The organism is Stappia sp. ABD4_338 (assembly GCF_056312175.1).
In genome coordinates this window covers 4,299,937-4,322,414 of sequence record NZ_CM149982.1, presented here as the reverse complement: position 1 = coordinate 4,322,414, position 22,478 = coordinate 4,299,937, and the positions used below count along the sequence as shown (strand labels likewise).

The following is a 22,478-nucleotide window of genomic DNA, read 5'->3' as shown; positions in this document are numbered from 1 at the left end:
GCCCGAAAAGATGGGACGCGACGAGGGCGTCCGCGCCGCGCCCGTCAAGGGCTTTGCTGCGGCGCGTTCTGCTGCTGTTGCTGTTGTTGCTGCTGGCGCTTCCCGCCACCAAGACCGAAGGAGCCGAGGAATCCCTGCGGCAGGCCGAAGCCCTGTTCGACCGCGTCGAGCACCTGCTCGTCGTCGACCTCGCCCTGGATCACCTTTTCCACGTCGATGTGCGTATTGCCGCCGGTCGCCCGCTTCAGGGCATCGTTCGCCGCGCCGGTAAGCGCGTCCTCGACGGAACCGCCTCCGGCCTGGTCACGCGCCGCGCCAAGCGACTTCACCAGTCCGCCACCCAGCCCCTCGAGCTGTTTCAGCGCCGCCTGCGGGTTCTCCAGGATGCCCTTCACGTCCGGGTAGATCTGCGGCCGGTCCCAGGACCCGCGCACGATCACGGGAACGCCGAGCCCCTGCAGGTCGCGGCTTTCGCCCTTGCCGAGCGGCACCGGCGGCGCGCCGTCGAGCGTGGCCACCACGCGCGGTTCCAGCCGCCAGTCGAGCAGTTTCTCCGGAATGTCGATGCGGCCGGACCCGGTCATGCGCACCAGCGGTCCGACGAGCGCGAGATCGTCCGAGGTGGCGATGCCCCGCGCGACCTCGAAGCCCGCCCCCAGTGCGGAGAAGTCGGTCTTCTGCGCCGGGTTTTCCGACCAGCCCAGCAGCGTGTCGACCGTCAGGCCGCGCACCATGCGCGGAATGTTGATGCCCCGGATCGCGCCGTCGGCGAAATCGAAGCGGGCCGTGCCGGCAAGGCTCGACACGATCTCGAACATGCTCGTGCCGCGCGCCACCAGATCGCTTTCCAGCGCCAGCTTGCCCTGCAACCAGTCGAAGCCCGCAAGCGCCGACAGGAAGGGATGCGCGTTGACGCCGCCGATGCGGAAGGAGCCGGAGAGCTCGGGCACCGCACCGCCGCCATCGACGGTGAGACGCCCCTGCCCCGTGCCACCGTAAAGCGTCAGTTCGCCGAGATCCGCGGTCAGCTTGCCGCCGGCGATGGTCACGTTCAGACGGCTCGGGCCGATCTCCACCGCGCCGAAGGCGATCGAGCGGGCCGAAAGCGTCAGGTCCGCATCGAAGGCGGACAGGCCCGAAAGGTCGATCGGCGCCCGGCTCCAGCCGCGCGGCTCGCCACCCGGCACCCGCGGGGCCTCGGCGGTCGTCGCCGGTGCCCCGGCCGCATCGAGATAGGGATCGAGCCCCAGCCGCTCCAGCGACAGGCGGGCGGTCAGCTTCGGCTTGCCGGCCACCGACAGCGATCCCTCGCCCTCGCCGCGCGTGTCGTCGAGCAGGATCGAGGCGTTCGAGAAGGACACCGCGTCCTCGCCCGCCGACAGCTTGCCGGAGAAGGAGAACCGCTCAAGCCCCCCGCCGGGCGACAGCGGCGAGCCCAGCCAGGAGGCAAGCCCGCGCAGGTTCGCCGTCTCGATCACCACGTCGCCGTCAAGGCCGCCCGAGGTGCTGAAGGCTCCGTCATAGCCAAGCGTCACGCGACGGCTTGCCAGCCGGAGACGCGTGGGCGCGGGCATGCCCGCCGCCAGAAGCGCGGGCGTGAGCGAGCCTTCGATGCGGAAGGCCTCGTCGCGCCAGGTCAGTCCGCCCGTGAGCGTGACCGGCGTGTCCAGCCCGGAAAAGTCGACGGCAAGTGCCAGGCCACGGATGGTGCGCGCGCCCGCTTCCTCGCCAAGCGCGCCGGGCACGGGAAGGCCCGAGACCTCTCCGCCGGCCAGCGTCAGGCGACCGGACAGGTCCGCGCCCGCCAGAAGGGTCGCGGCGTCCGCGCCCCGGCCGGCAAAGCGCACCTGGCCGCCCAGGGTTCCGCTGGCCTGCTCGCCACGCCCGGCAATCGCCAGAATGTCGGCAAGCGGCACGCCGTCGAGCGTCAGGTCGCCGGAAACGGCCGGCACGTCACCGGAAAGATCCGCCGCGCCCGAGCCACGCAGCGAGGACGGCCCGAGGGCCGCCGTCAGCGTGTCGACACCGATGCGCTGCGGCGTGGTCGCAAGGTCCGCCGTCAGGCTGAAGGGACCGGGGTCGCGCGGCACGCTGGCCCCGAACGCCTGCAGCGTGCCGGCAAGCGTCTCGCCACCGGCGGACACCCTGAGGGTGCCCGGGCCGGTGAGCGAGGCGGTTCCGGCAACGCGGATTTCCGCGTCCGCGCCCGCAAGGCTCACGTCGAGCTCGCTGCTTCCGCCCTCGGCAAGCGCCAGCGGCGCGGCGATCTGGCCGGCGACCTCGAGCTCGACGCCCTGGCGCACGACCTGCCCCTCCAGGTCCATCGGACCGGTGAGCGAGGGAAGCGAGATATCGAGATCGATGCCCTCGAGCATCGGCGTGCCGTCGGCCTGCAGGAGGCGGCCATCGCGCACCGAAAGCCGGTCGACGCCGATGCGTGCCAGCGTCGCGGCACTGGCGCCGGCTCCGCCGTCGGCCTCGGAAGCCTCGGCGTTGGTCTCGGTGATCGCCTCCGTCGCGGCGCTCCAGCGGTCGGCGGGAAAGCCCGGTGAGGCCGGCGCGGTGGCGGCCTGCTGCACGGGCGCCTGGCCGCCGCCGCCGAGCGTCACCACGGGGCCCTCGAGGCTGATGTGGGTCAGTCGCGCGGTGCCGCCGAACAGGGTCGACCAGGCGAGACCGAAGTCGACCGCGTCGACACGAAGCATCTCCTGGCCGCCCGCCGAGGCGACGCCGACGTTTTCCGCGCTCAGCCCGAGCCCGGGCAGCAGCGACAGGCCGACCGGCCCGTCGAGACGCAGGCGCAGGCCCGTGCGGCTCTCGATCTGGGCGACGAGTTCGGCCCGGATGGCATCCTTTGGCAGGAACCACGGCACGACGACGGCCGCCGCCAGCACAAGAACCAGGACGGTGAAAACGAGACCGGCAAGACCGACCACCACGCGTTTCACGAAGAGGCACCCCTTTTTCGAATCACGGGCAGTATGGGCGATTTGCCCGGCCCGAACGACCGCAACGCGTGCAGACTTCCCCAAAAGCGTGTCCACAGAATGGCCGCGACGCACCCTGCACGGTTCGTCGGCATGGACTTTTTCCCTCCGATTGCCGATGTTTCCCGCTGACGGGATGCGCGATCGATCGCTGATCGCGCTCCGACCGGAATGAGGAGGGGCCATGTTTCCGGCGCTCAAGCGGTTTTTGAAAAGCGTTGTGACCGGCGAGGCCGACGAACGGACCTTTGCCGAGGACGATCACCGGCTCGCGGCGGCGGCGCTTCTGGTGCACATCATCGCGGTGGACGGCGTCGTCGACGACAGCGAGCGCGAGGCCCTGTCCGAGGTGCTGCGCATCAACTACCAGCTCACCCCGGACATGACGCGCGAGCTGATCGAGTCCGCGACGCGGCGCGATGCCGAGGCCGTCGACCTGTACGGCTTCACCTCGGTCCTCAAGCGCACGCTCGATCTCGACGGCCGGCTCAAGGTTCTGGAGATGATGTGGGAACTCGTCTACGCCGACGGCACGGTGCACGAGTTCGAGGACAACACCATCTGGCGTGTCGCCGAACTGCTCGGGATTTCCTCGCGCGACCGGCTGGCCCTGCGCCGCAAGGTCGCCGCCCATGCCGGCCCCGACGACACCTCCGGCGAGGAGGAGAACGGCTGACGGCCCGCCACGCGCCATTGCGGAAAGGGCCCCGCCAACCTGGCCACTCGACCGCGCCCCGGGCCCGCGCTAGAATAACGTCATGATCGTTGACCCGTCGCTTCCCGACCCGCGAGCGCAGGCTGATCGGCCCAAGGTTCTGATCGTCCTGCACCAGGAAACATCGACCCCCGGCCGCGTCGGCCAGGAACTGGTCAGGCGCGGCTTCGCGCTCGACATCCGCAGGCCACGCTTCGGCGACCTGCTGCCCGACACGATGGAAGACCACGCCGGCGCGGTCGTTTTCGGCGGCCCCATGAGCGCCAACGACACCGACGCCTTCGTCTCCCGCGAAATCGACTGGATCGGCGTGCCGCTGAAGGAGGAAAAGCCCTTTCTCGGCATCTGCCTCGGCGCGCAGATGATGGCCCGCCATCTCGGCGCCGGCGTCTCCAGCCACGACGACGGACTGGTGGAGATCGGCTATTACGACATCACCCCGACCGAGAGCGGCCGGAAGATGATGCGCTGGCCGAAGAAGGTCTACCAGTGGCACCGGGAAGGATTCGACCTGCCCGCCGGAGCGGAGCTTCTCGCCACCGGCGACACCTATCCGACCCAGGCGATCCGGGTCGGCCCCGCCGCCTACGGCATCCAGTTCCATCCCGAGCTCACCTACCAGATGATGGTGCGCTGGACGACACGCGGCGCACCGCGCATGGCGCTTCCCGGCGCGCGCCAGCGACGCGACCATTTCGCGGGGCGCTATGTCTTCGACCCCGGCCTCAAGGCGTGGCTCGACGATTTCCTCGATCTGTGGATCGGCCGCGCCGACGCCGGACGGCTCGCGGAGGCCGCCGAATAGGCCTTCCCGCCTGAGTTTCCCCCTGATCCCGCCGCCGCGCGCATCCCCCCAATGAGGGATGGACAGGGATGCGCGTCGCGGGCAGAAGGGGCGCGCTCCGCCGTGGCTGTTTCGGGGCGCACCATGAGACGAGGGCCGGCCCGCCGGCGTGAACGGAGCCTGACATGTGCGGCATTGCCGGGATATTCCGCCCCGAGGGCCTTGGCGAGGGCGCGACCGCCCTGCTCGACACCATGGGCGAGGCGATTGCCCATCGCGGTCCCGATGCGCACGCCACCTGGTCCGACGCGCCCGCCGGCATCGGCTTCGTCCACCGCCGCCTGTCGATCATCGACCTCACGGAGGCGGGCGCACAGCCCATGCACTCGCCCTGCGGCCGCTACACGCTGGCCTACAACGGCGAGATCTACAACTACCTCGACTTGCGCCGCACCCTCGAGGACGAGGGCGCCGCACCCGTCTGGCGCGGTCATTCCGACACCGAGGTTCTGCTGGCCGGCGTTGCCGCATGGGGCCTTGCCGAGACGCTGACCCGCTGCGTCGGCATGTTCGCCATCGCGCTGTGGGACCGTGAGACCCGCAGTCTCACGCTCGCGCGTGACCGGTTCGGCGAAAAGCCGCTCCATGTCGCGGTCCTCGACGGCGAGATAGCCTTCGCCTCCGAACTCAAGGCGCTCAAACGGCATCCGCGCTGGTCCGGCGAGATCGACCGTCAGGCCATCGCGCAGTGCCTGCGCCACGGTTACATTCCCGCTCCCAGGACCGCGTTCACGCAAGCCGTGAAGATCCGCCCCGGCGCCTGCGTCGAACTGAAGGCCGGCGCGCTTTCGCCCGGGACATGGCGCGAAAGCCTCTACTGGGACGCGATGGCGGAGGCCCAGGCGGCGCGCTCCGACCGCTTTGCCGGCACCGGGGAGGAAGCCGTCTCGCGGCTGGATTCGCTGCTGCGCGAATCCGTCTCGCGGCAGATGATCTCGGACGTTCCGCTCGGCGCGTTCCTGTCGGGTGGCATCGACAGTTCGACCATCGCGGCGATGATGCAGTCGCTCAGCACCAAGCCGGTGGAGACCTTCTCGCTCGGTTTCGAGGACAAGTCCGTCAGCGAGGCCGGGTTCGCCCGCGCCGTGGCGCATCATCTCGGCACCAGCCACAACGAGATCATGCTGTCCGGCGACGAGGCCCGTGACCTGGTCGCCACCATGCCGGACGTCTACGACGAACCCTTCACCGACCAGTCGCAACTGCCGACCTACCTGGTCTCGCGCTTCGCGCGCTCCAAGGTCACGGTCTCCTTGTCGGGTGATGCGGCGGATGAACTGTTTGCCGGCTACGGACGCCATCATTCGGTGGCGAAGCAATGGTCCGGCTCCCCCCTGGCGGGTCTTGGCCGGCAGGCGCGCAAGCTTGCCGCCTCCGCCCAGATCGCGGCCCTCGTCGCCCCGGCGGAAAAGCGGGGCCGCAGCCACGTCGGCAAGCGCTCGACGGCAAGTCTCCGCCTCCGTCTGGAAGAGCGAAAGGCACAATACGAGGCCGCCTCGGCCGTTGCCGCCTACGAGCGCAAGTTCACGCTGCTCGACACGGCCGAGCGCCTGGTGCCCGGCACGCATCGCGAGACCCATCCGCTGCTCGCCGAGGTCGAGGCGGAAACCGGGTGGAGCCCGCTCGAGCAGGCGAGCTTTCTCGACCTCACCCACTATCTGCCCGACGACATCCTGGTGAAGGTCGACCGCGCGGCCATGGCGCACAGCCTGGAAACGCGGGTTCCCTTCCTCGATCCGGCCGTCGTGCGCTTCGCGCTGTCGCTGCCCGATTCCGTGCGCCGCATGAACGGGCAGCGCAAGGGCGTGCTCAAGGCCGTGCTCGGCCGCTACCTGCCGACGGACCTCTGGGACCGGCCCAAGCGCGGCTTCGGCATTCCCTCCGCCACATGGCTCGACGGCCCCTTGCGTCCGCTCGCCGAGGACATGTTCTCGCCCGAGACGCTGGCGCGAACCGACATGCTCGATCCCGCGATGGTGCGCGTCTTCTGGGAAGACTTCCTCGCCGGGGACGAGCGCCGCGCCAACGTCGTCTGGGCCATGTTCATCGTCCAGCTCTTCCTGGAACGCCAGGGCCGGGACTGAGCGCCTCGGGCCTGGGCGGGTCGGCCCAATGCCCCCTTACGCCAGCGTGCCGAAAAGCCTCAGCCGGCTGATGCCGCCATCGGGGAAGATGTTGAGCCGCACATGGGTGACGGGGCCGATGTCGGCGAGACCGTCCGCGCCGATGTCGTGGATCGCGTCCGCCGAAAGCGGCGTGCGTGCGATCAGCTCCGGCCAGAACATGGAGGAGGTGACGACCGCCTGTTCCAGATTGTCGGAAAACCCGGTGAGATCAGCAGCCTGGATCGAGAAGCTCTCGGGGAAGTTGCCCTTGTAGAACGCCGTGTCGATGCTCGCCGTGGCAAGCGTCGCCCGGGCGCCCAGCTCCACGATGATCCAGTCGTTGCCGGGCTCGCGGCGCCGGCGCGTTTCCCAGCCGTCGCCCATGTTGACGCCGCGTCCCGGAGCCAGAAGCCGGTGATAGGAACCGTAGTGCGCGTCGGAGAAGGCGAGGATACGGGCACCGTTGAGCGCCGAGGCAAGGTCGAGCGTTTCGGAACCGGCACTGGCGACGAGTTCCGGCCGGCCATGCACGCGCAACCGGGCGACGCCGCCGTCGGGATGAATGTGCAGGCACACATGGGTGAAGCTTTCCGCCGCCTCGCAGGCGAAGAAGTGATGCGCGCTCGCCCCCAGCGCGCTCATCGGCAGCACCTCGACCCAGTCGCTCGCCGCGTCCGGCTCGCCCTCGCTGGCGCAGGCCTCGATGCGGCAGGCGGGGGGATAGTTTCCGGTGAAATGGGAGGTGTCGACGTCGAAGCCCGTGATGCGGCCCCGCGCGGCGAGCTTCACCACGGCACTGTCATGCCCGGGACCGCGCCGGCGGCGGGATTCCCAGCCGTCCATCCACTTCCCGTGATCGTCGTACTTGTCGGCGATGAAGACCGCGTCCGTGTCGGCGAGCATCCGCGACGCATCCGCGAAGAAGTCATCGGTGACGGACACGATCGATGCCCCGAGACCGCCCGAGGCGAGATTGACGTCACGGGTGAAGGCCGGGCGCTCAAGATGGGACTGCTGGATCATGACGGGCTCCTGAAAGAAAGGGAATCGGGGGATTGGGAAAGAAGGTCGGCGAGGCGGAGGCCGGCGATCCGCTCGACCTGGGCGCAGGCGGTGTCGAACTCGCTCGCCCGGTCGTTGGCGACCCGCTCCTCGAAGTTGGCGAGGATTTCCGCCTTTGTGTGCCCCTTGACCGCAAGGATGAACGGAAAGCCGAACCGCTCCTTGTAGGTCTCGTTGAGGTCCGTGAAGCGGGCGCGCTCGGCATCTGTCAGCGCGTCGAGCCCCGCCCCCGCCTGCTCCGCCGAGGACGCGGCGGTCAGACGCCTGGCCGCCGCGAGCTTGCCGGCGAGATCGGGATGGGCGCGCAGCACGGCGAGCCGTTCCTCGTCGCCGGCCGCGCGGAAGACCTCGCAAAGGATCGCATGAAGCCCCTCGGCGCTGTCGGCATCGGGACCAAGACCCTTGTCGAAGGCACGTTCGGCAATGAAGGGGGAGTGCTCGAAGACACCGCCGAAGCATGCAACGAAGCTCTCGCGATCCATGCGGCTCGGCCGCTTGTCCCCGTCCGCCACGGCGTGTCCCTCCTCTCGTGCGATCATGAACGTGTCCGCGTCCGGCGCGTGACCGATCTATTGATAATCCAAAATAATGACCCTGACTTTCAAAATATTCTTGAAAGAATTGTTGCCGTCCCGCGTGCCTCGCACGCACGGCCGGAGGTGGCGGGCCTGACTCGATTTTCCATCAATTTTCGCGCAATTCGACGTCGATTTAGGCACGAGATTGCACGAGCCTGCGTCACGCGCCGGCCGGATCCGGAAGCGGACGGCCCAGCGCGGCCCGGCACCGCTCCGCAACGAAATCGGCGAAGATCCGGATCTTCGGATCCTCGTAGCGCTTGTGCGGATAGAGACAGGCGAGACGCACGGGCAGCGGCGGCGTCTCGCGGCAGACCTCGACGAGCCGTCCGCTCGCCAGATGCTCGGCCACCTCGAAACGCGGCTTGTTGACGATGCCGGCGCCCGCCAGCGCCCAGTCGGTCAGAACGTCGCCGTCGTCGGATTCGAACGGTCCCGAAACCTCGTATCGCTTCGCGCCGCGCGGCCCGCCGAGCGTCCAGTGAAACTCGTTGGCACCAGGAAACCGCAGCAGGAGACAATGATGATGCTCGCGCACCAGGTCCGCCCCGCGCTCGGGGAAGCCGTGCTCCGCCAGATAGGCGGGGCTTGCACACAGCACGCGCTCGCAGTCGTGGATCGCGCGCATCCTGAGTTCCGAATCCGCCGGCGTGCCGAGGACAAACGCCAGATCCAGCCCCTCGCCCAGCACGTCCACCGTCCGGTCCGACAGGCGCAGGCGCACGTCCACCTCCGGATAGTCCTTCTTGAACAAGGGGATGAGCGGCGCGATCAGGCGCCTGCCGATCCCCAGCGGCGCGGCGGCGAAGATCGAGCCGCGCGGATTTCGCGACAGTGCCACGACCGCGCCTTCGGCCTCCTCGATCGCCTCCAGGATCTTGATCGCCCCCTTGTGGAACAACGTTCCGTGCTCCGTCGGCGCGAGCTTGCGGGTCGTGCGGTTGAACAGGCGCACCCCGAGATGCTTCTCCAGTTCCGCGATCCGGCTGGACACGACGGCCGGAGAAACGCGCTGGTCGCGCGCGGCCGCCGACATGGAGCCGAGATCGACCACACGCACGAAAACCTTGAGCATGTTCACATAGGACACTCGACGCTCCGGGGTTCTGGCGGCACCGGCCGCAAGGTCCCGCGAAGCCTGCGCCCGGGCCCGCGTGATTTTCAAGGGTGATTTGAGAGTGCTGGAAAAATTTCCGGGATTTTTTGTAAATCGTTCCTCTGCCACTCTGGCCCGACGATACGATGCGGGACCCGCTTGCGCGGGACGCGCCGGGGCCATGGAGATGGCATGAAACCTGCTGGGCCCGTGCGTGGGCACCGGCCGGGTCCATGCGCCGGCGCGGGCGGACAAGTGTGGGGAGCGACAAGGATATGACTTCGGCGATCATGTGGGACTGGCTGGCCTTCGGCGTGCGCTGGGTGCACGTCATCACGGCGATCGCCTGGATCGGTTCCTCCTTTTATTTCATTGCCCTGGACCTTGGCCTGCGCAAATCGCCGGATCTGCCCAGGGGCGTTCACGGCGAGGAATGGCAGGTCCACGGCGGCGGCTTCTACCATGTGCGCAAGTATCTGGTCGCACCGCCGGAGCTTCCCGAGCACCTGACCTGGTTCAAGTGGGAAAGCTACGCCACCTGGCTGTCCGGTTTCGCGATGCTCTGCGTCGTCTACTACGCCGGCGCCGACCTCTATCTGATCGACCCGAATGTGCTCGAGTTGCCGGTCTGGGGCGCCATCGCCCTCTCGCTTGCCTCCATCGCCTTCGGCTGGATCGTCTACGACCTTCTGTGCAAGTCGCCGGTCGGCAGGAGCACGACCGGGCTCATGATCGTGCTCTACGGCGTGCTGGTCGCCATGGCCTTCGGCTACACGCAGGTGTTCTCGGGCCGTGCGGCGCTGCTGCACCTGGGCGCCTTCACCGCGACGATCATGTCCGCCAACGTGTTCATGATCATCATTCCGAACCAGAAGAAGGTCGTGGCCGACCTTCTGGCGGGCCGCGCGCCGGACCCGGCCCTGGGCGCCCAGGCCAAGCAGCGTTCGCTTCACAACAACTATCTGACGCTGCCGGTCCTTTTCCTGATGCTGTCGAACCACTACCCGCTGGCCTTCGCCACGCCGTGGAACTGGGCGATCGCCTCGCTGGTCTTCCTGATGGGCGTCACGATCCGCCATTTCTTCAACGAGATGCACGCCGGACGCGGCAAGCCCTGGTGGACCTGGCTCCTGACGGCGGCCCTTTTCGCCGCCATCGTTTGGCTTTCCGTCCAGCCCGGCCCGGATGGCGTCCGGGTTCGGGAGGCCGATTACGATGCCCCGATGACCGCGCTTCAGGCCCGTTTCGCCGACGATCCTCACTTCGAGGGCGTCCGCGACACGGTGCTCGCGCGCTGCTCCATGTGCCACGCCCGCGAGCCGCTGTGGGAGGGCATCGCCGCCCCGCCGAAGGGCGTTCTTCTGGAGACCGACCGCGACATCGCCGCCCATGCACGCGAGATCTACCTGCAGGCCGGCATCACCCATGCCATGCCGCCGGCCAATGTGACCTTCGTGGAGCCTGCGGAACGCGCGCATCTGGCTGCCTGGTACGAGAGCGCGAGCCGCTGACGCGGATCGCGCCACACGGCGATGCACATGTGCAACAGCATGGCAAAAACGTCGAGACGTTAGGGTTTTCCGGTCCGGTTGACGCTATAAGGATCGCATGTGGCCCGCGCACGGGCCGTCTTTCGAATTCGGAGTGATCGGACCGCCATGCGCACCGCCCTCAAGACCAGCCTTCTTGCCGTCGCAACCCTGCTCGCGATGGGCGCCGGCGCCAGCGCGCAGGACAGCCTCACGCCGCCGGACGACATGCCGCTGCCCAAGCGCCAGTACGTGGTGGATCTCGGCATCGGCGCGCTTGCCCAGCCCAAGTACGAGGGCGCCGACAAGCTGATGGTCACGCCCATGCCGATCATCAGCTTCGCACGCTTCTACTTCCCCGGTTTCGGCCAGGTGAGCGATGGCGAGATCAAGAAGCGCGGCTTCTTCTTCTACCCGTCCTTCAACTACATCGGCGAGCGCAAGGCCTCCGACTCGGCCCATCTGACCGGCACCAACAAGGTCGACTGGGCGCTCGAACTCGGCGCGGGCGCAGGGTTCCGCTATGACTGGTTCCGTGCCTTCGTGGAGGTCCGCCAGGGCATCAACGGTCACACGGGCCAGGTCGGTCGCCTCGGCGCCGACGTGATCATGAACCCGATGGAGCGGCTGCAGCTTTCGCTCGGCCCCCGCGCCGACTTCGCCTCCGGCGACTACATGCGCACCTATTTCGGCGTCTCGGCCACCGAGGCCGCCGCGCCCGGCAGCGTGCTGTCGGCCTACCGCCCGAGCGGCGGCTTCAAGACGGTCGGCCTGCTCGGCCGTGCCAGCTACGCGGTGACCAACGAGACCTCGCTGCACCTGCAGGCGGGCTGGGACCGCTACGTCGGCGACGCCGCCAAGAGCCCGATCGTCAAGACCGGCGACAGGGACCGCTTCACCATCGGCGCGGGCGTGACCTACCGCTTCGCCTTCGACCTGTTCGACTGATACAGGCCGGGTTCGGGAGGACTTTCCTCCGGAAAGACACGAAAAGGGCGCCCGGACAGGATCCGCGGCGCCCTTTCATGCGTTTTCACCCCTGGCGACTACTTCAGGTCATCGCAGACCGGCAGCGTGATCCCGTAAGGAAGCGTCGTGCTCTCGTCGCCGCATGCGCCCACCATGCGGCTCTGGTCAAGCCCGGTCGCCCCGCGCAGGTTCGATCCGACAAGCCGTGTCCGGCGGAGAAGCGCGTCCTGAAAGTTGGCGCCGGAAAGATCCGCGCCCGAAAGATCGGCGCTGGAGAAATGACCGCCCGAGAAATCGGCATCGCGCGCATTGGCACCGGTCGCGTTGACGCGATCGAAATCACCATTCGGCATCCGCGCGCCGGACAGGTCCGCCCCGGACAGATTCGCCCGTTCGAAATTGGCGCCATCCATCTTCGCCCCCCGGAACGACGCCCCGCTGGCATCCATGCGGATCATCAGCGCGCCGCGCAGATCCGAGCCGTCGAGGCGCGCTCCGTCGAGCCGGGTCTCTATGAGGTCCGCGTCGCGCAGGTCCACCTCGCTCAGGTTGGCGCCGGAAAGGATCGCCTTTTCAAGGTCCACGCCACGCATCTGGGCGCCGGTGAAGTCGGCGCCGGAAAGGTCGGCCCGCTCAAGCTCCGTGCGCCGCAGGTCCGCCCGCCGCAGGTCCGCGCCGGGCAGCACGGCCTCCTTGAGGTCCGCCTCGCGCAGCACCGCACGCGAAAGCTGCGCCTTGTCGAGACTGAGGGCCCTGAGCTCCGACAGCCGCAAATCACAGCGCTCGCACATTCCCGTACGGCGAAGCTGCTCCTGCGGCGTCTCGTCGGCGGCGGCATGGGACACCGCCGCGAACGCGGCAAGCACGACAACTGCCAAGGGGCGGGAGATTTCGCCGATATGCGGGAGCGGCATCACACTCGGTCCTTCTTCGAAGCACGTCCCTGAAATCTAGGACGCCTGGCGCCCCATTTTAAGGGGGCGTGACCGGAAGCCGACCAGCCGTCACCAGGAATACGTACTTCCCGCAGGGGCAGCTTCACGCCATGATGGTCCTGAAAAAAGGCGCCCACGGGAGCCTGTGAACAGTATGGGGCCATCCGCGCTCCGGGGGGACAAGACATGAAACAGTTCAGCCTCGCCACGGTTGCGGTGCTAGCCTTCCTTGCCGCCTTCGCAGGTCCGGATCCGGTCGCGCGGGCGGCAAGCGTTCTCGCCCGCATCGACATTTCCGAACAGCGCATGACGGTCTTCGTGGACGGACGGCGCGCGGCGCGCTGGCCGGTGTCGACCGCGCGACGCGGCTACCGCACGCCGGTCGGGACCTTTCGCCCAGGGAGAATGTACAAACGCTACTTCTCGAAGAAATATCACGGCTCGCCGATGCCGTATTCGGTCTTCTTCTACGGCGGCTACGCCATCCATGGCACCAATGCGATCCGTTCGCTCGGCCGGCCGGCATCCCACGGCTGCATCCGCCTGCATCCCGACAACGCCCGGCAGCTCTTCACGATGATCGAACGTCACGGAAAACGGAATGCGCGAATCGTCATTACCCGGTAACCTTTACCGGCGATCGCCGTGAGCCGCCCCTTTTCGTGAGGGACCGTCTCGCCTAGATTGCGGGAAGAAAGTGCCTCGCCGGACGCTTCGCAGTCGCGAGCGTCGGCGCCAAGTCCCTCGGGACCATGCGCCATGCGAGAGTGCCTGGCGGGACGAAGGAAGACAGCGGGGTCGCATTTGCCGCCTTCCCTCGTCCGCCAATCGCTGACGACGCACAACCTGACTATCAGCGTGCCAATGATGCCGCAAAACCCTTGCCAAATCGTTGGCACGCTGAAGTTCAGGATCTGGTAGGCGAAAGCCCTTGAGACCACCAGATACAGCGCCCGTTAACCCCTCCAAAACCTCTTCCGCATTGCATTTCGCAAGCCCGTCCGCAAAGTCGGGAAAAGGGTAAATCCGCCCTTAACCCTTTTGCCGGTTTTGCCCGGCCCCCTCCCTTGGGCGGAGCGATGCGGGAGGGTGATTCGCGCCTCTGATTCGCATCCGGTTCAGCGCCCGCGAACCGGCGTCCCTTGCCGGCTCACATGAACTCGCCGCGCAGGTTGATTGTGGAGTGATGACCGACATCGTCATAATGGGCCGCCGCCCAGGCCTCCGCCGCACGACGCCCGATGTCGCGCAGATGGGTGAGGAACTCCCACTCCGCGTTCATCTTCGAGGACGCCTGCAACGGCTTGAGTTCGTCGGCGGCCACCCTGTGCAGGCGCACCTTCTGGTAAATTGAGTCATCCAGCTTGCCCTGTTCGATGAGCCGGGCAACGAACTCGATCGCGCGCATTTCCCGCAGAAGCGTCGAGTTGAAGGTGATCTCGTTGAGGCGGTTGAGAATCTCGCGCGCGGAGCGCGGCGTCTCCTCCCGCTCGACCGGATTGATCTGCACGAGGATCGTGTCCGGCGTCCCGGTGGTCCCGAACAGCGGAAACAGCGGCGGATTGCCCATGTAGCCGCCGTCCCAGTAGGGCACGCCGTCGATTTCCACCGCCTGGAACACATGCGGCAGGCAGGCCGAGGCCATCACCGAGTCGCAGGTGATCTCGTCGTTCTCGAAGACGCGGATCTTGCCGGTCTGCACGTTGGTCGCCGCCACGAACACCTTGAGATGATCGCAGGCACGCACAGCCTCGAAGTCGACATTCGCCTCGACGATCTCGCGCAGCGGGTTGAAGTTCAGGGGATTGAAATCATAGGGCGAGGAGAAATGGGTCGCCAGGTCCATCATCAAAAAGCCCGGCGACAGGTCGAGACTCCATTTGCCGAGCGCGATGTCGAGCGGCGAGCGGCGCACCGGGCTGAACCACGCGCCCCGGCTCACCGCCTTCCAGAACCTTGCAAGCGCCTCGCGCGCGCCCTCCTCGTTGCCCTTGTGCAGTCCATCGGCCAGCACAACGGCGTTCATTGCCCCGGCGGAGGTGCCGCTCAGGCCGCGGATGACGAATTTCTCGCTCTCCAGCAGCCAGTCGAGCACCCCCCAGGTGAAGGCGCCATGCGCGCCTCCGCCCTGGAGCGCCAGATTGACCGGCTTGGGCGCGCCGCTCATCGCGGGCCGCCCGTGCCGCGACGCAGGACGCGAACCGTCATTGGGCCACCCAGCCGCCGTCGAGCTGCATCATCGTTCCGGTGATGCAGGAGGCGGCGTCCGAGGTGAGGTAAAGCGCCATGCTGGCCACCTGATCGACGGTGACGAATTGCTTGGTCGGCTGGGCCGCGAGCAGGACATCGCGTTTCACCTGTTCTTCCGTCAGGCCGCGCGCCTTCATCGTGTCGGGAATCTGGCGCTCGACCAGCGGCGTCCAGACATAGCCCGGGCAGATGGCGTTGACGGTGATGCCTTCCTGGGCAACTTCGAGCGCGACCGTCTTGGTCAGGCCCGCGATGCCGTGCTTGGCCGCCACATAGGCGCTCTTGAAGGGCGAGGCGACCAGCGCATGGGCCGACGCCGTGTTGATGACGCGGCCCCAGCCCTTCTTCTTCATCGCCGGAAGCGCGGCACGGATCGTGTGGAAGGAGGAGGACAGGTTGATCGCGATGATCGCGTCCCACTTCTCGACCGGAAACTCGTCGACCGGCGACACATGCTGGATGCCGGCGTTGTTGACCAGGATGTCGACCATGCCGAACGTGTCCGCGGCCTCGGCCATCATGGCGGCGATCTCGTCGCCCTTCGTCATGTCGGCACCGTTGTAAAGGCACTTCACGCCGAACTCGCTCTCGATTCCCGAGCGCTCCTTCTCGATGGCGTTCGCCTCGCCGAAGCCGTTGATGACCACGTTGGCGCCATTGGCGGCCATGGTCCGGGCAATGGCGAGACCGATGCCGGAGGTCGATCCGGTCACGAGGGCGGTCTTTCCGGCAAGCGATTTCTCAGAAGCTGATGCGGTGGTCATTGCGAGTGTCTCCTGTCCAGCAGGCGGCGCGGACCTGCGGTCCGCGCACCGTCGGCCTCGGGCGGATTACGGCCCCGGGGAGCCCCGGGATCCGGCGGGAAAACGTCAGGTCCGGCACCCGGCGTAGCGGCCATGTGCGAAATCCGGAACGGGCGTCTCCATTCAACATGGGTTGGCGCTGCACTGCAACAAGACCGCGCGACGCCTCGACGCAGCAACGAAAAATTATGTCAGATCACATCCCATCACCCGCGTGCGCCCGCCGATGGAGCCCGCGGACAATGCGATTGTCCGCCGGAATTGAGAATGACGGTACAGGGCCACGGGCGCGGAATCGCCCGCTCCGCCCCCGGTACCCGGCGGTTCAGACGGAAGGCTGGGCCGGCATCTGGCGCTCGCGCAGGATGTAGTAACCGCCCGTCAGGATGCCGATCTGAAGCGCCGTTGCCGCGAGCTGCAGAGCGATGGACAGGATGGCGATCGCAACCGCGCCGACGACCGATCCTCCGCCCAGGGCCCCGGCGGCAAAGCCGAGCACATAGTCGATCGCGCCAACCAGAAGTGCCAGCAATACGCCCGCGATCGCCATGGGCAGCCCGAGCCCCTCGCTATCGTAAAACGCTTCCCCAAGGCCCAGCTTCTCGTCGAGCGCGGTGGCCGGCAGGATCAGCGACAGGCGCATCACCGGCGGCAGGACAAGAAAGACCGCGACCGCGCCAACGACCAAAAGACTGGCCCACGATGACGAACTGCCAGAGGTAACGAGCATCGCAACGAGCATGACGATCGCCGCCGGAATGATCACGATAAACATGATGAGAAATGTTTTGCCGATATAGCGCAGCTCACGCCCGCCGAACCGCAAATGCACCGGCCCGGGGCGTTCGCGCAGCAGCAGGTTGCGATGCCAGGCAACGGCGATCGACGCACTCGAGGCGAGCCAGATCAGGGCAATCGGAATGATTGCCGCGGGAACTCTCTCACCAAGCAGTATGATCGCGAGGACCGAAAGCACCGCGATCAGCAGATACCAGGCCCAGCAGATGCGGATAAAGGCATCGAAGTCGGAAAAGAGCGCCTTCAAGGCCCCGGTGAACAGTCGCGTCGTCGTCTGGAAGAACATGAGCCCCCACAATCCCTTCAATATGGTCCCCAGGCTCCGGTCTTAGCCCATTGCCTCACCGCGAACCACCGCGAAAACACAACCCTTGCGCGGAAAATTCAATCCCGTGTCCGGTCGCGCCCCAGACCGACGACCGAGGAAACGGCGCGCCGCGCGGCATGGATGCGGGCGCGCTCGCGGGCTGCCTCGGCACGCTCCACCTCCTGCCGGCGGAGCCCGACTTCCGTCACGAAACGCTCGCGCGCCAACGCATAGCTCGTGGCGTGCAACGAGGAGAAGAGCCAGGTCGCCAGCACCATGATGCCGGCGGGCAGCAGCGCGGAGCGCAAGATCCCGACCCCGCGAAGCGCCGACACCGCCGTCTGCGGCGACAGGAGTTCGGGAAGGAAGAGCCGTGCCAGTTCGCCCGTCAGGGCCACCGCGCCCCACCACAGGCCACAGGCGACAAGGACGGCGAAGGAGATGACAAGCGCGGCAAGCGCCACGGCGATGCCCATGCCGCGCGTAAGCCGCCAGGATGTGCCAAGCGTCATGGGATCGTCGAGCGCGGCCGCGGGGAGCACCAGCGAGAGGCGTTGCACCAGCATGAGCACCACGAAGGGGCTTGCGAAGAACACGAGCGCTCCGAGCGGCCCGGTGGCGGTCGCCAGAAGCGCCGAGCCGAGCATCATCGGAGCGAGCATCAGCACGCCGATGAGCGCCAGCAGGACGATCTTCCAGCCAACGCGAAGATTGCGCGCCCCGAAGGCCAGCACGAATTCGCGCCGTCCGAGCAGAACCCGGCGCAGGTAGGCGACCCCGATGGAAAACCCGGCGATCACGTTGGCGACAATCGCCAGCATCCTGAGCGCGGCCTCGCGCCGCCCCTCGTCGGACACATCCGTGATCGGCTCCGTCATGTAGGAGCCCGTCGTGAAGCCGGTATCGGGGAGAAGCCGCGCGCTGATCGCCACGTTGAGGGCAAGAAGCAGCAGCATGTAGCCCCAGCCGGAGGCGAACAGCGTGGGGAGCCGGTCGCGGGCCAGTTCCAGCGTCCGCCCAAGCACGATCAGGATCATCCGGACCTCCCCGCCACGTTGCCGCAACGCGGACGCTGGGTCCGCAAGCTGATCACAGACATGACGCCTCCACAGCGGCGGATCAAGCCTTCGCGGACCCGCATGGCCTTGCGCACAAGCCTGCCCCGCCCTATTCAATCGGCGAGGCACCCACGACGTGGCGCGCCCCGACGGCCCGAAGACGCCCCGGCGGCACGACCACCCACACGAGTTTGGCTGAACGCATCGTCGGCATGACGGACGGCCAGGGAGTTTTCGACGGCATGACGGGCATGAGCGACAGGGCTGCAAACGGCACGGATGCGGGCGGCACGGGCATGAGCGAGGACTTCGCTCCGGCGCGGCGCCGCGTGTCGGTTCCCGTCCGGGTGGGCCAGGTCACGGTCGGTGGCGGCGCCCCGATCGTCGTGCAGTCGATGACGAACACGGACACGGCCGACGTGGATGCGACCGTCGCGCAGGTTTCAGCACTGGCCCGGTCGGGTTCCGAGATCGTGCGCATCACCGTCGACCGCGACGAAGCGGCGGCCGCCGTCCCGCGCATTCGCGAAAGGCTGGAGCGCATCGGCGTCACCGTTCCCCTGGTCGGCGACTTTCACTACATCGGCCACAAGCTTCTGGCCGACCACCCGGCCTGCGCCGAGGCGCTGGAGAAATATCGCATCAACCCGGGCAACGTGGGCTTCAAGGACAAGAAGGACCGCCAGTTCTCGGAGATCATCGAGATCGCGCTCAGGCACGACAAGCCCGTGCGCATCGGCGTGAACTGGGGCTCCCTCGACCAGGAGCTTCTCACGCACCTGATGGACGAGAACGCGAAGAGCGCGGCCCCGGTTTCCGCTTCCGCCGTGATGCGCGAGGCAATCATTCGCTCCGGTCTTCTTTCGGCGGAACGCGCCGAGGAACTCGGCATGGGCCGCGACAAGATCATCCTGTCGGCCAAGGTCAGCCAGGTGCAGGACCTGATCGGCGTCTACGCCGACCTCGCGCGACGCTGCGACTATGCGCTTCACCTCGGCCTCACCGAGGCCGGCATGGGGACCAAGGGCATCGTCGCCTCGGCCGCCTCCATGGGTATCCTGCTGCAGCAGGGCATCGGCGACACGATCCGCGTTTCACTGACCCCCGAGCCCGGCGGGGACCGCACCCGCGAGGTGCAGGTGGCCCAGGAACTGCTTCAGGTCATGGGCTTCCGAGCCTTCGTTCCGGTCGTCGCCGCCTGCCCCGGGTGCGGACGCACCACCTCCACCGTCTTCCAGGAGCTGGCGCGCGACATCCAGGACAACATTCGCGACCAGATGCCGGTCTGGCGCGAGAAATATCCCGGCGTCGAGGCCCTGAACGTGGCCGTGATGGGCTGCATCGTGAACGGCCCCGGCGAAAGCAAGTTCGCCGACATCGGCATCTCGCTTCCCGGCACCGGCGAGAGCCCCGCCGCCCCCGTCTTCGTGGACGGCAAGAAGGTCACCACCCTGCGCGGTCCCTCCATCGCCGACGACTTCAAGGTCATGGTCGACGACTACATCCGCGCCCGCTTCGGCGGCACGCCGGCGGCCGGCGAATGACCTCCCACCCCGGCCAGCCGGCCCCCCGGCCAGACGTCCTCGTCGTCAACTCCCAGGTCGTTCGCGGCGCCGTCGGCGGACGTATCGGCGTGTTCGCGCTCGAGAGGCTCGGCCATCCGGTCTGGTTCCTGCCGACCGTTCTCCTGCCCTGGCATCCGGGCCAGGGCCGCGCCCACCGCGAGGTGATGCCGGACGAAAGCTTCGACGCGCTTGTCGACGATCTGGCGCGCTCCGACACGCTGGGACGGGTCGACGCCGTGGTCACCGGCTACCTCGGCAGTCCGGAGCAGGCACGCGCCATTGCCCGGCTGGTGAAAGCCGTACGCGAGGCAAATCCGGGAATGCTGCATGTCTGCGATCCCGTGAGCGGCGACGTCAACGGGCTGTACGTCGGAGAGGACACCGCGGCCGCGATCCGCGACCATCTTCTGCCGCTGGCCGATGTCGCCACCCCCAACCTTTTCGAGCTGCAGTGGATGAGCGGCCGCACCATCGAGAGCGAAGCCGAGGCCATCTCCGCCGCGCGCGCACTCGGTCCGGCGCGGGTTCTCGTCACTTCCTCCCCCGCGCTGCGGCGCAACGCCGTATGCAACCTGCTCGTCGGCCCGCGCGGGACCATCGCCGCCGAACACGGGCTGGTGCCCGACGCGCCGAACGGCACGGGCGACCTCATCGCGGCCCTGCTGGCGTCGAACCTGCTTGCGGGCCTCGACGACGAGACGGCCCTTCACAGGGCGGCCGCGGCCGTGTTCGAGCTCGTGGCGCGGTCGGTCAAGCGCGGCGCGCGCGATCTGCTGACCGCCGGCGAACAGGCCTCCCTCGTCCAGCCCATGGCACTCGTCTCCTGCCGGCGGGTGCATGAGGCACCACTGCGTGCCTGAAACGGCCCCCGTGTGGCGCGTGGCCGGCATCGACGGCTGCCGTGCCGGATGGGCCGTGGTCGTACGGGAGAGAACCAGCGACGGAACCCTGCGCCACGAATTCCGCCTCGTCCCGCGTTTCGCGGAAATTCTCGCCGACGAAAGCCTCGCCGTGCTTGCGCTCGACATGCCCATCGGTCTGCCGGATCGGGCCGGGCCGGGCGGACGTGGCCCGGAGCGGGCAGTGCGACCGCATCTGGGCGCGCGCCAGTCCTCGGTGTTTTCCGTCCCCTCGCGCGCCGCGGTGTTCGCCACAGACTACGCCGAGGCGTGCCGGCAGGCGCTGGCCACCTCCGATCCGCCGAGAAAGGTGTCACGGCAGGCGTTCAACCTGTTCGGGAAGATTCGGGAGATCGACGCCGTGATGACACCGGATCTTGAGGCACGCGTCTTCGAGGTGCACCCGGAGCTGGCCTTCTGGCGTCTGAATGGCGAGCGGCCCATGGCCCTGCCCAAGAAGGTGAAATCGGCCGCGCACGGTCCGGGCCTCGACGAACGTTCGGCCCTGCTGGCCACGTTCGGCATCGGGCCCGCTTTTCTCGACCGGAAGCGCCCTGCGGGCGTCGGGCGGGACGACCTCGTCGACGCCGCCGTCAACGCGGTGATCGCGGAGCGCATCTCGGCCGGCAGGGCGGTCTCCTTTCCCAGGATGCCGGAACGCGACGGGCGGGGACTGCGCATGGCGATCTGGGCCTGAAGCGGCACTTGCCGCCCGAGGCCGGAAAGATCAGGGCTTGGCCGCCGGACGCGGCGCATCGGGATCCGCGACACCCGACGGCGCGGCCGAGGCTTCCTTGTCGCCGGAAGAGAAAAACCGCCCGAAGAAGGACCCGGAGGATTTCTCGGGCGTTGCCGCGAACGCCTGCTCGCGCGCCGGAGCAACGGCGGGAACCGCGCTCATCGGAGCGCTTGCCGTAGCGGCCTCAGCGCCCGCCCCCGAACCGGTGGAGGCCGTCTGCGTGGCATCGCCGACGGCAGCCGCGTCATCCTTGTCCGTATCCGCGCCGAAGAAGGACGCGATCGCCTCCTCGCGGCGCTTGGAACGCGCTTCCGCCTCGGCGATGCGGGTGACCTCCGCCTCGTCCTTGAGCTGCTTCTTCTCGACCGCCCGCGCAACGCTTGCCGGAACCTCGAAGGCCGGGCACTTGGCCGTGGCGCGGAAAGGCACGCCCTCCACCAGCGGCACCGCGTCGAACACGTAGCGCTTCTCGCAGACGTCGATCTTCGGCGGGGTCTTGGTCACCTCGAAGTGATCGTAGCCGCGCTTGAGCATCTGCCAGAAGCCGTAGTTCTCGTCATCGCGGTGCTTGGCCATGTTTTCCGCCGTCATGTGGAACGGAAACGCCTGGACCTGGAACGACCGCTGGCCGCCCTTGAAGCTCTCGCGCGCCAGGGCGTAGATGTCCTGGACCTGCGCATCGGTCATGGCGTAGCAGCCGCGCGAGGAACATGCGCCATGCACCATGAGGTTCGATCCGGTGCGCCCGTAGGCGCGATCGAACTTGTTCGGATACCCGAGATTGAACGCCAGATGATAGCTGGAGTTGGGGTTCATGAGCGCGGGCGTGATCTCGTAGAAGCCTTCCGGCGCCTGCCGGTCGCCTTCCTTCTTCTTCGGCCCGAGTTTGCCCGACCACTTGCAGATCTCGAAGGTGTCGAGAAGCGCGTAGCGCCCGGAGCGGGTCTGCTTCCAGACCTCCAGCTCGCTCTCCTGCTTGTAGATCCGCAGCATAATGGGGCTGGAAAGGCTCATGTCGAGCTGGTCCAGCCGCGCCTTCACGTCGCTGCTGACCTGGCGCAGGTGCTTGGGGCCGTAGCCGAGTTCATCCGCCTGACAGCCGGCCAGCACGAGCGCGAGCGACCCCGCGACGATCGCCTTGCGCGATCCGCCACCGATCCGACCCGCCATTGCGGCAACACTCCTGGAAAAACCCATGTCGTTATCGCGCCCTTCGCGCCCCGTCGAACCATTCCGCGA

18 protein-coding genes and 1 pseudogene are annotated in these 22,478 nt (G+C 67.7%); 9 read left to right on the top strand and 10 right to left on the bottom strand.

Features of this window, described 5'->3' with window-relative positions; all coding sequences use genetic code 11:
* Nucleotides 1-44 precede the first annotated feature (44 nt).
* Nucleotides 45-2,948 carry an AsmA family protein gene (locus ACYX4S_RS19390; protein WP_476361378.1) on the bottom strand — a complete coding sequence of 968 codons (2,904 nt, stop codon included), beginning with the start codon at nt 2,946-2,948 and terminating at the stop codon, nt 45-47.
* Between the two features lie 223 nt (nt 2,949-3,171).
* Here ACYX4S_RS19390 and ACYX4S_RS19385 point away from each other — a divergent pair, with 223 nt between their 5' ends.
* The 3 genes from ACYX4S_RS19385 to asnB all read left to right on the top strand — a co-directional run bounded on the left by ACYX4S_RS19385 (nt 3,172) and on the right by asnB (nt 6,630).
* A complete protein-coding gene (locus tag ACYX4S_RS19385) occupies nt 3,172-3,663 on the top strand; it encodes a tellurite resistance TerB family protein (RefSeq protein WP_476361377.1) in 492 nt (163 codons plus the stop codon).
* An 82-nt stretch (nt 3,664-3,745) separates the two neighbouring features.
* Nucleotides 3,746-4,507 (top strand): glutamine amidotransferase, encoded by a 762-nt coding sequence (locus ACYX4S_RS19380; RefSeq protein ID WP_476361376.1) that lies wholly within the window; start codon nt 3,746-3,748, stop codon nt 4,505-4,507.
* Between the two features lie 164 nt (nt 4,508-4,671).
* Nucleotides 4,672-6,630, top strand: a complete 1,959-nt coding sequence (gene asnB / locus ACYX4S_RS19375; RefSeq protein WP_476361375.1) for an asparagine synthase (glutamine-hydrolyzing) — start codon at nt 4,672-4,674, stop codon at nt 6,628-6,630.
* A 36-nt stretch (nt 6,631-6,666) separates the two neighbouring features.
* Here the strand turns inward: asnB and alc are convergent, their stop codons facing one another.
* From alc to ACYX4S_RS19360, 3 genes and pseudogenes are all read right to left on the bottom strand, one after another.
* Nucleotides 6,667-7,674 carry an allantoicase gene (gene alc / locus ACYX4S_RS19370; RefSeq protein WP_476361374.1) on the bottom strand — a complete coding sequence of 336 codons (1,008 nt, stop codon included), beginning with the start codon at nt 7,672-7,674 and terminating at the stop codon, nt 6,667-6,669.
* Nucleotides 7,671-8,213: pseudogene (gene uraD, locus ACYX4S_RS19365) on the bottom strand (2-oxo-4-hydroxy-4-carboxy-5-ureidoimidazoline decarboxylase); the annotation flags it as partial. The pseudogene uraD and the gene alc, both read right to left, overlap by 4 nt.
* Nucleotides 8,214-8,451: 238 nt before the next feature.
* On the bottom strand, nt 8,452-9,381 hold the full coding sequence (locus ACYX4S_RS19360) for a LysR family transcriptional regulator (RefSeq protein WP_476361373.1): 930 nt from the start codon (nt 9,379-9,381) through the stop codon (nt 8,452-8,454).
* Nucleotides 9,382-9,662: 281 nt separating this feature from the next.
* On the opposite strand from ACYX4S_RS19360, the gene ACYX4S_RS19355 reads away from it, so the two are divergent.
* Together ACYX4S_RS19355 and ACYX4S_RS19350 are read left to right on the top strand one after the other, a co-directional pair.
* Nucleotides 9,663-10,898 (top strand): urate hydroxylase PuuD, encoded by a 1,236-nt coding sequence (locus ACYX4S_RS19355; protein ID WP_476361372.1) that lies wholly within the window; start codon nt 9,663-9,665, stop codon nt 10,896-10,898.
* Nucleotides 10,899-11,045: 147 nt separating this feature from the next.
* A complete protein-coding gene (locus tag ACYX4S_RS19350; protein ID WP_293722335.1) occupies nt 11,046-11,864 on the top strand; it encodes a MipA/OmpV family protein in 819 nt (272 codons plus the stop codon).
* A 98-nt stretch (nt 11,865-11,962) separates the two neighbouring features.
* Here ACYX4S_RS19350 and ACYX4S_RS19345 read toward each other — a convergent pair whose 3' ends face one another.
* The gene (locus ACYX4S_RS19345; protein ID WP_476361371.1) at nt 11,963-12,799 is read right to left on the bottom strand and encodes a pentapeptide repeat-containing protein; all 837 of its coding nucleotides are present in this window, start codon (nt 12,797-12,799) and stop codon (nt 11,963-11,965) included.
* A 207-nt stretch (nt 12,800-13,006) separates the two neighbouring features.
* Here ACYX4S_RS19345 and ACYX4S_RS19340 point away from each other — a divergent pair, with 207 nt between their 5' ends.
* On the top strand, nt 13,007-13,447 hold the full coding sequence (locus ACYX4S_RS19340) for a L,D-transpeptidase (RefSeq protein ID WP_476361370.1): 441 nt from the start codon (nt 13,007-13,009) through the stop codon (nt 13,445-13,447).
* Between the two features lie 523 nt (nt 13,448-13,970).
* Here the strand turns inward: ACYX4S_RS19340 and ACYX4S_RS19335 are convergent.
* From ACYX4S_RS19335 to ACYX4S_RS19320, 4 genes are all read right to left on the bottom strand, one after another.
* Entirely contained in the window at nt 13,971-14,987 is a 1,017-nt protein-coding gene (locus tag ACYX4S_RS19335; protein WP_476361369.1) for a patatin-like phospholipase family protein, read from the bottom strand.
* 37 nt (nt 14,988-15,024) lie between these two features.
* Entirely contained in the window at nt 15,025-15,834 is an 810-nt protein-coding gene (locus ACYX4S_RS19330) for a 3-hydroxybutyrate dehydrogenase (protein WP_476361368.1), read from the bottom strand.
* A 364-nt stretch (nt 15,835-16,198) separates the two neighbouring features.
* Nucleotides 16,199-16,957: a hypothetical protein gene (locus tag ACYX4S_RS19325; RefSeq protein ID WP_476361367.1), complete on the bottom strand. Its 759-nt coding sequence runs from the start codon at nt 16,955-16,957 to the stop codon at nt 16,199-16,201.
* A 98-nt stretch (nt 16,958-17,055) separates the two neighbouring features.
* On the bottom strand, nt 17,056-18,015 hold the full coding sequence (locus ACYX4S_RS19320) for a 4-hydroxy-3-methylbut-2-en-1-yl diphosphate synthase (protein WP_476361366.1): 960 nt from the start codon (nt 18,013-18,015) through the stop codon (nt 17,056-17,058).
* A 317-nt stretch (nt 18,016-18,332) separates the two neighbouring features.
* Between ACYX4S_RS19320 and ispG the strand changes: the two genes are divergently transcribed.
* From ispG to ACYX4S_RS19305, 3 genes are read left to right on the top strand one after another with little or no spacing between them, the layout of a single operon-like run.
* Nucleotides 18,333-19,580 (top strand): flavodoxin-dependent (E)-4-hydroxy-3-methylbut-2-enyl-diphosphate synthase, encoded by a 1,248-nt coding sequence (gene ispG / locus ACYX4S_RS19315; RefSeq protein ID WP_293722365.1) that lies wholly within the window; start codon nt 18,333-18,335, stop codon nt 19,578-19,580.
* Nucleotides 19,577-20,461 carry a pyridoxal kinase gene (pdxY, locus tag ACYX4S_RS19310; protein WP_476361365.1) on the top strand — a complete coding sequence of 295 codons (885 nt, stop codon included), beginning with the start codon at nt 19,577-19,579 and terminating at the stop codon, nt 20,459-20,461. The genes ispG and pdxY overlap by 4 nt, the downstream gene beginning before the upstream one ends.
* The gene (locus ACYX4S_RS19305) at nt 20,454-21,197 is read left to right on the top strand and encodes a DUF429 domain-containing protein (protein ID WP_476361364.1); all 744 of its coding nucleotides are present in this window, start codon (nt 20,454-20,456) and stop codon (nt 21,195-21,197) included. The genes pdxY and ACYX4S_RS19305 overlap by 8 nt, the downstream gene beginning before the upstream one ends.
* 30 nt (nt 21,198-21,227) lie before the next feature.
* Here the strand turns inward: ACYX4S_RS19305 and ACYX4S_RS19300 are convergent, their stop codons facing one another.
* On the bottom strand, nt 21,228-22,409 hold the full coding sequence (locus ACYX4S_RS19300) for a L,D-transpeptidase family protein (RefSeq protein WP_476361363.1): 1,182 nt from the start codon (nt 22,407-22,409) through the stop codon (nt 21,228-21,230).
* Nucleotides 22,410-22,478: the final 69 nt, after the last annotated feature.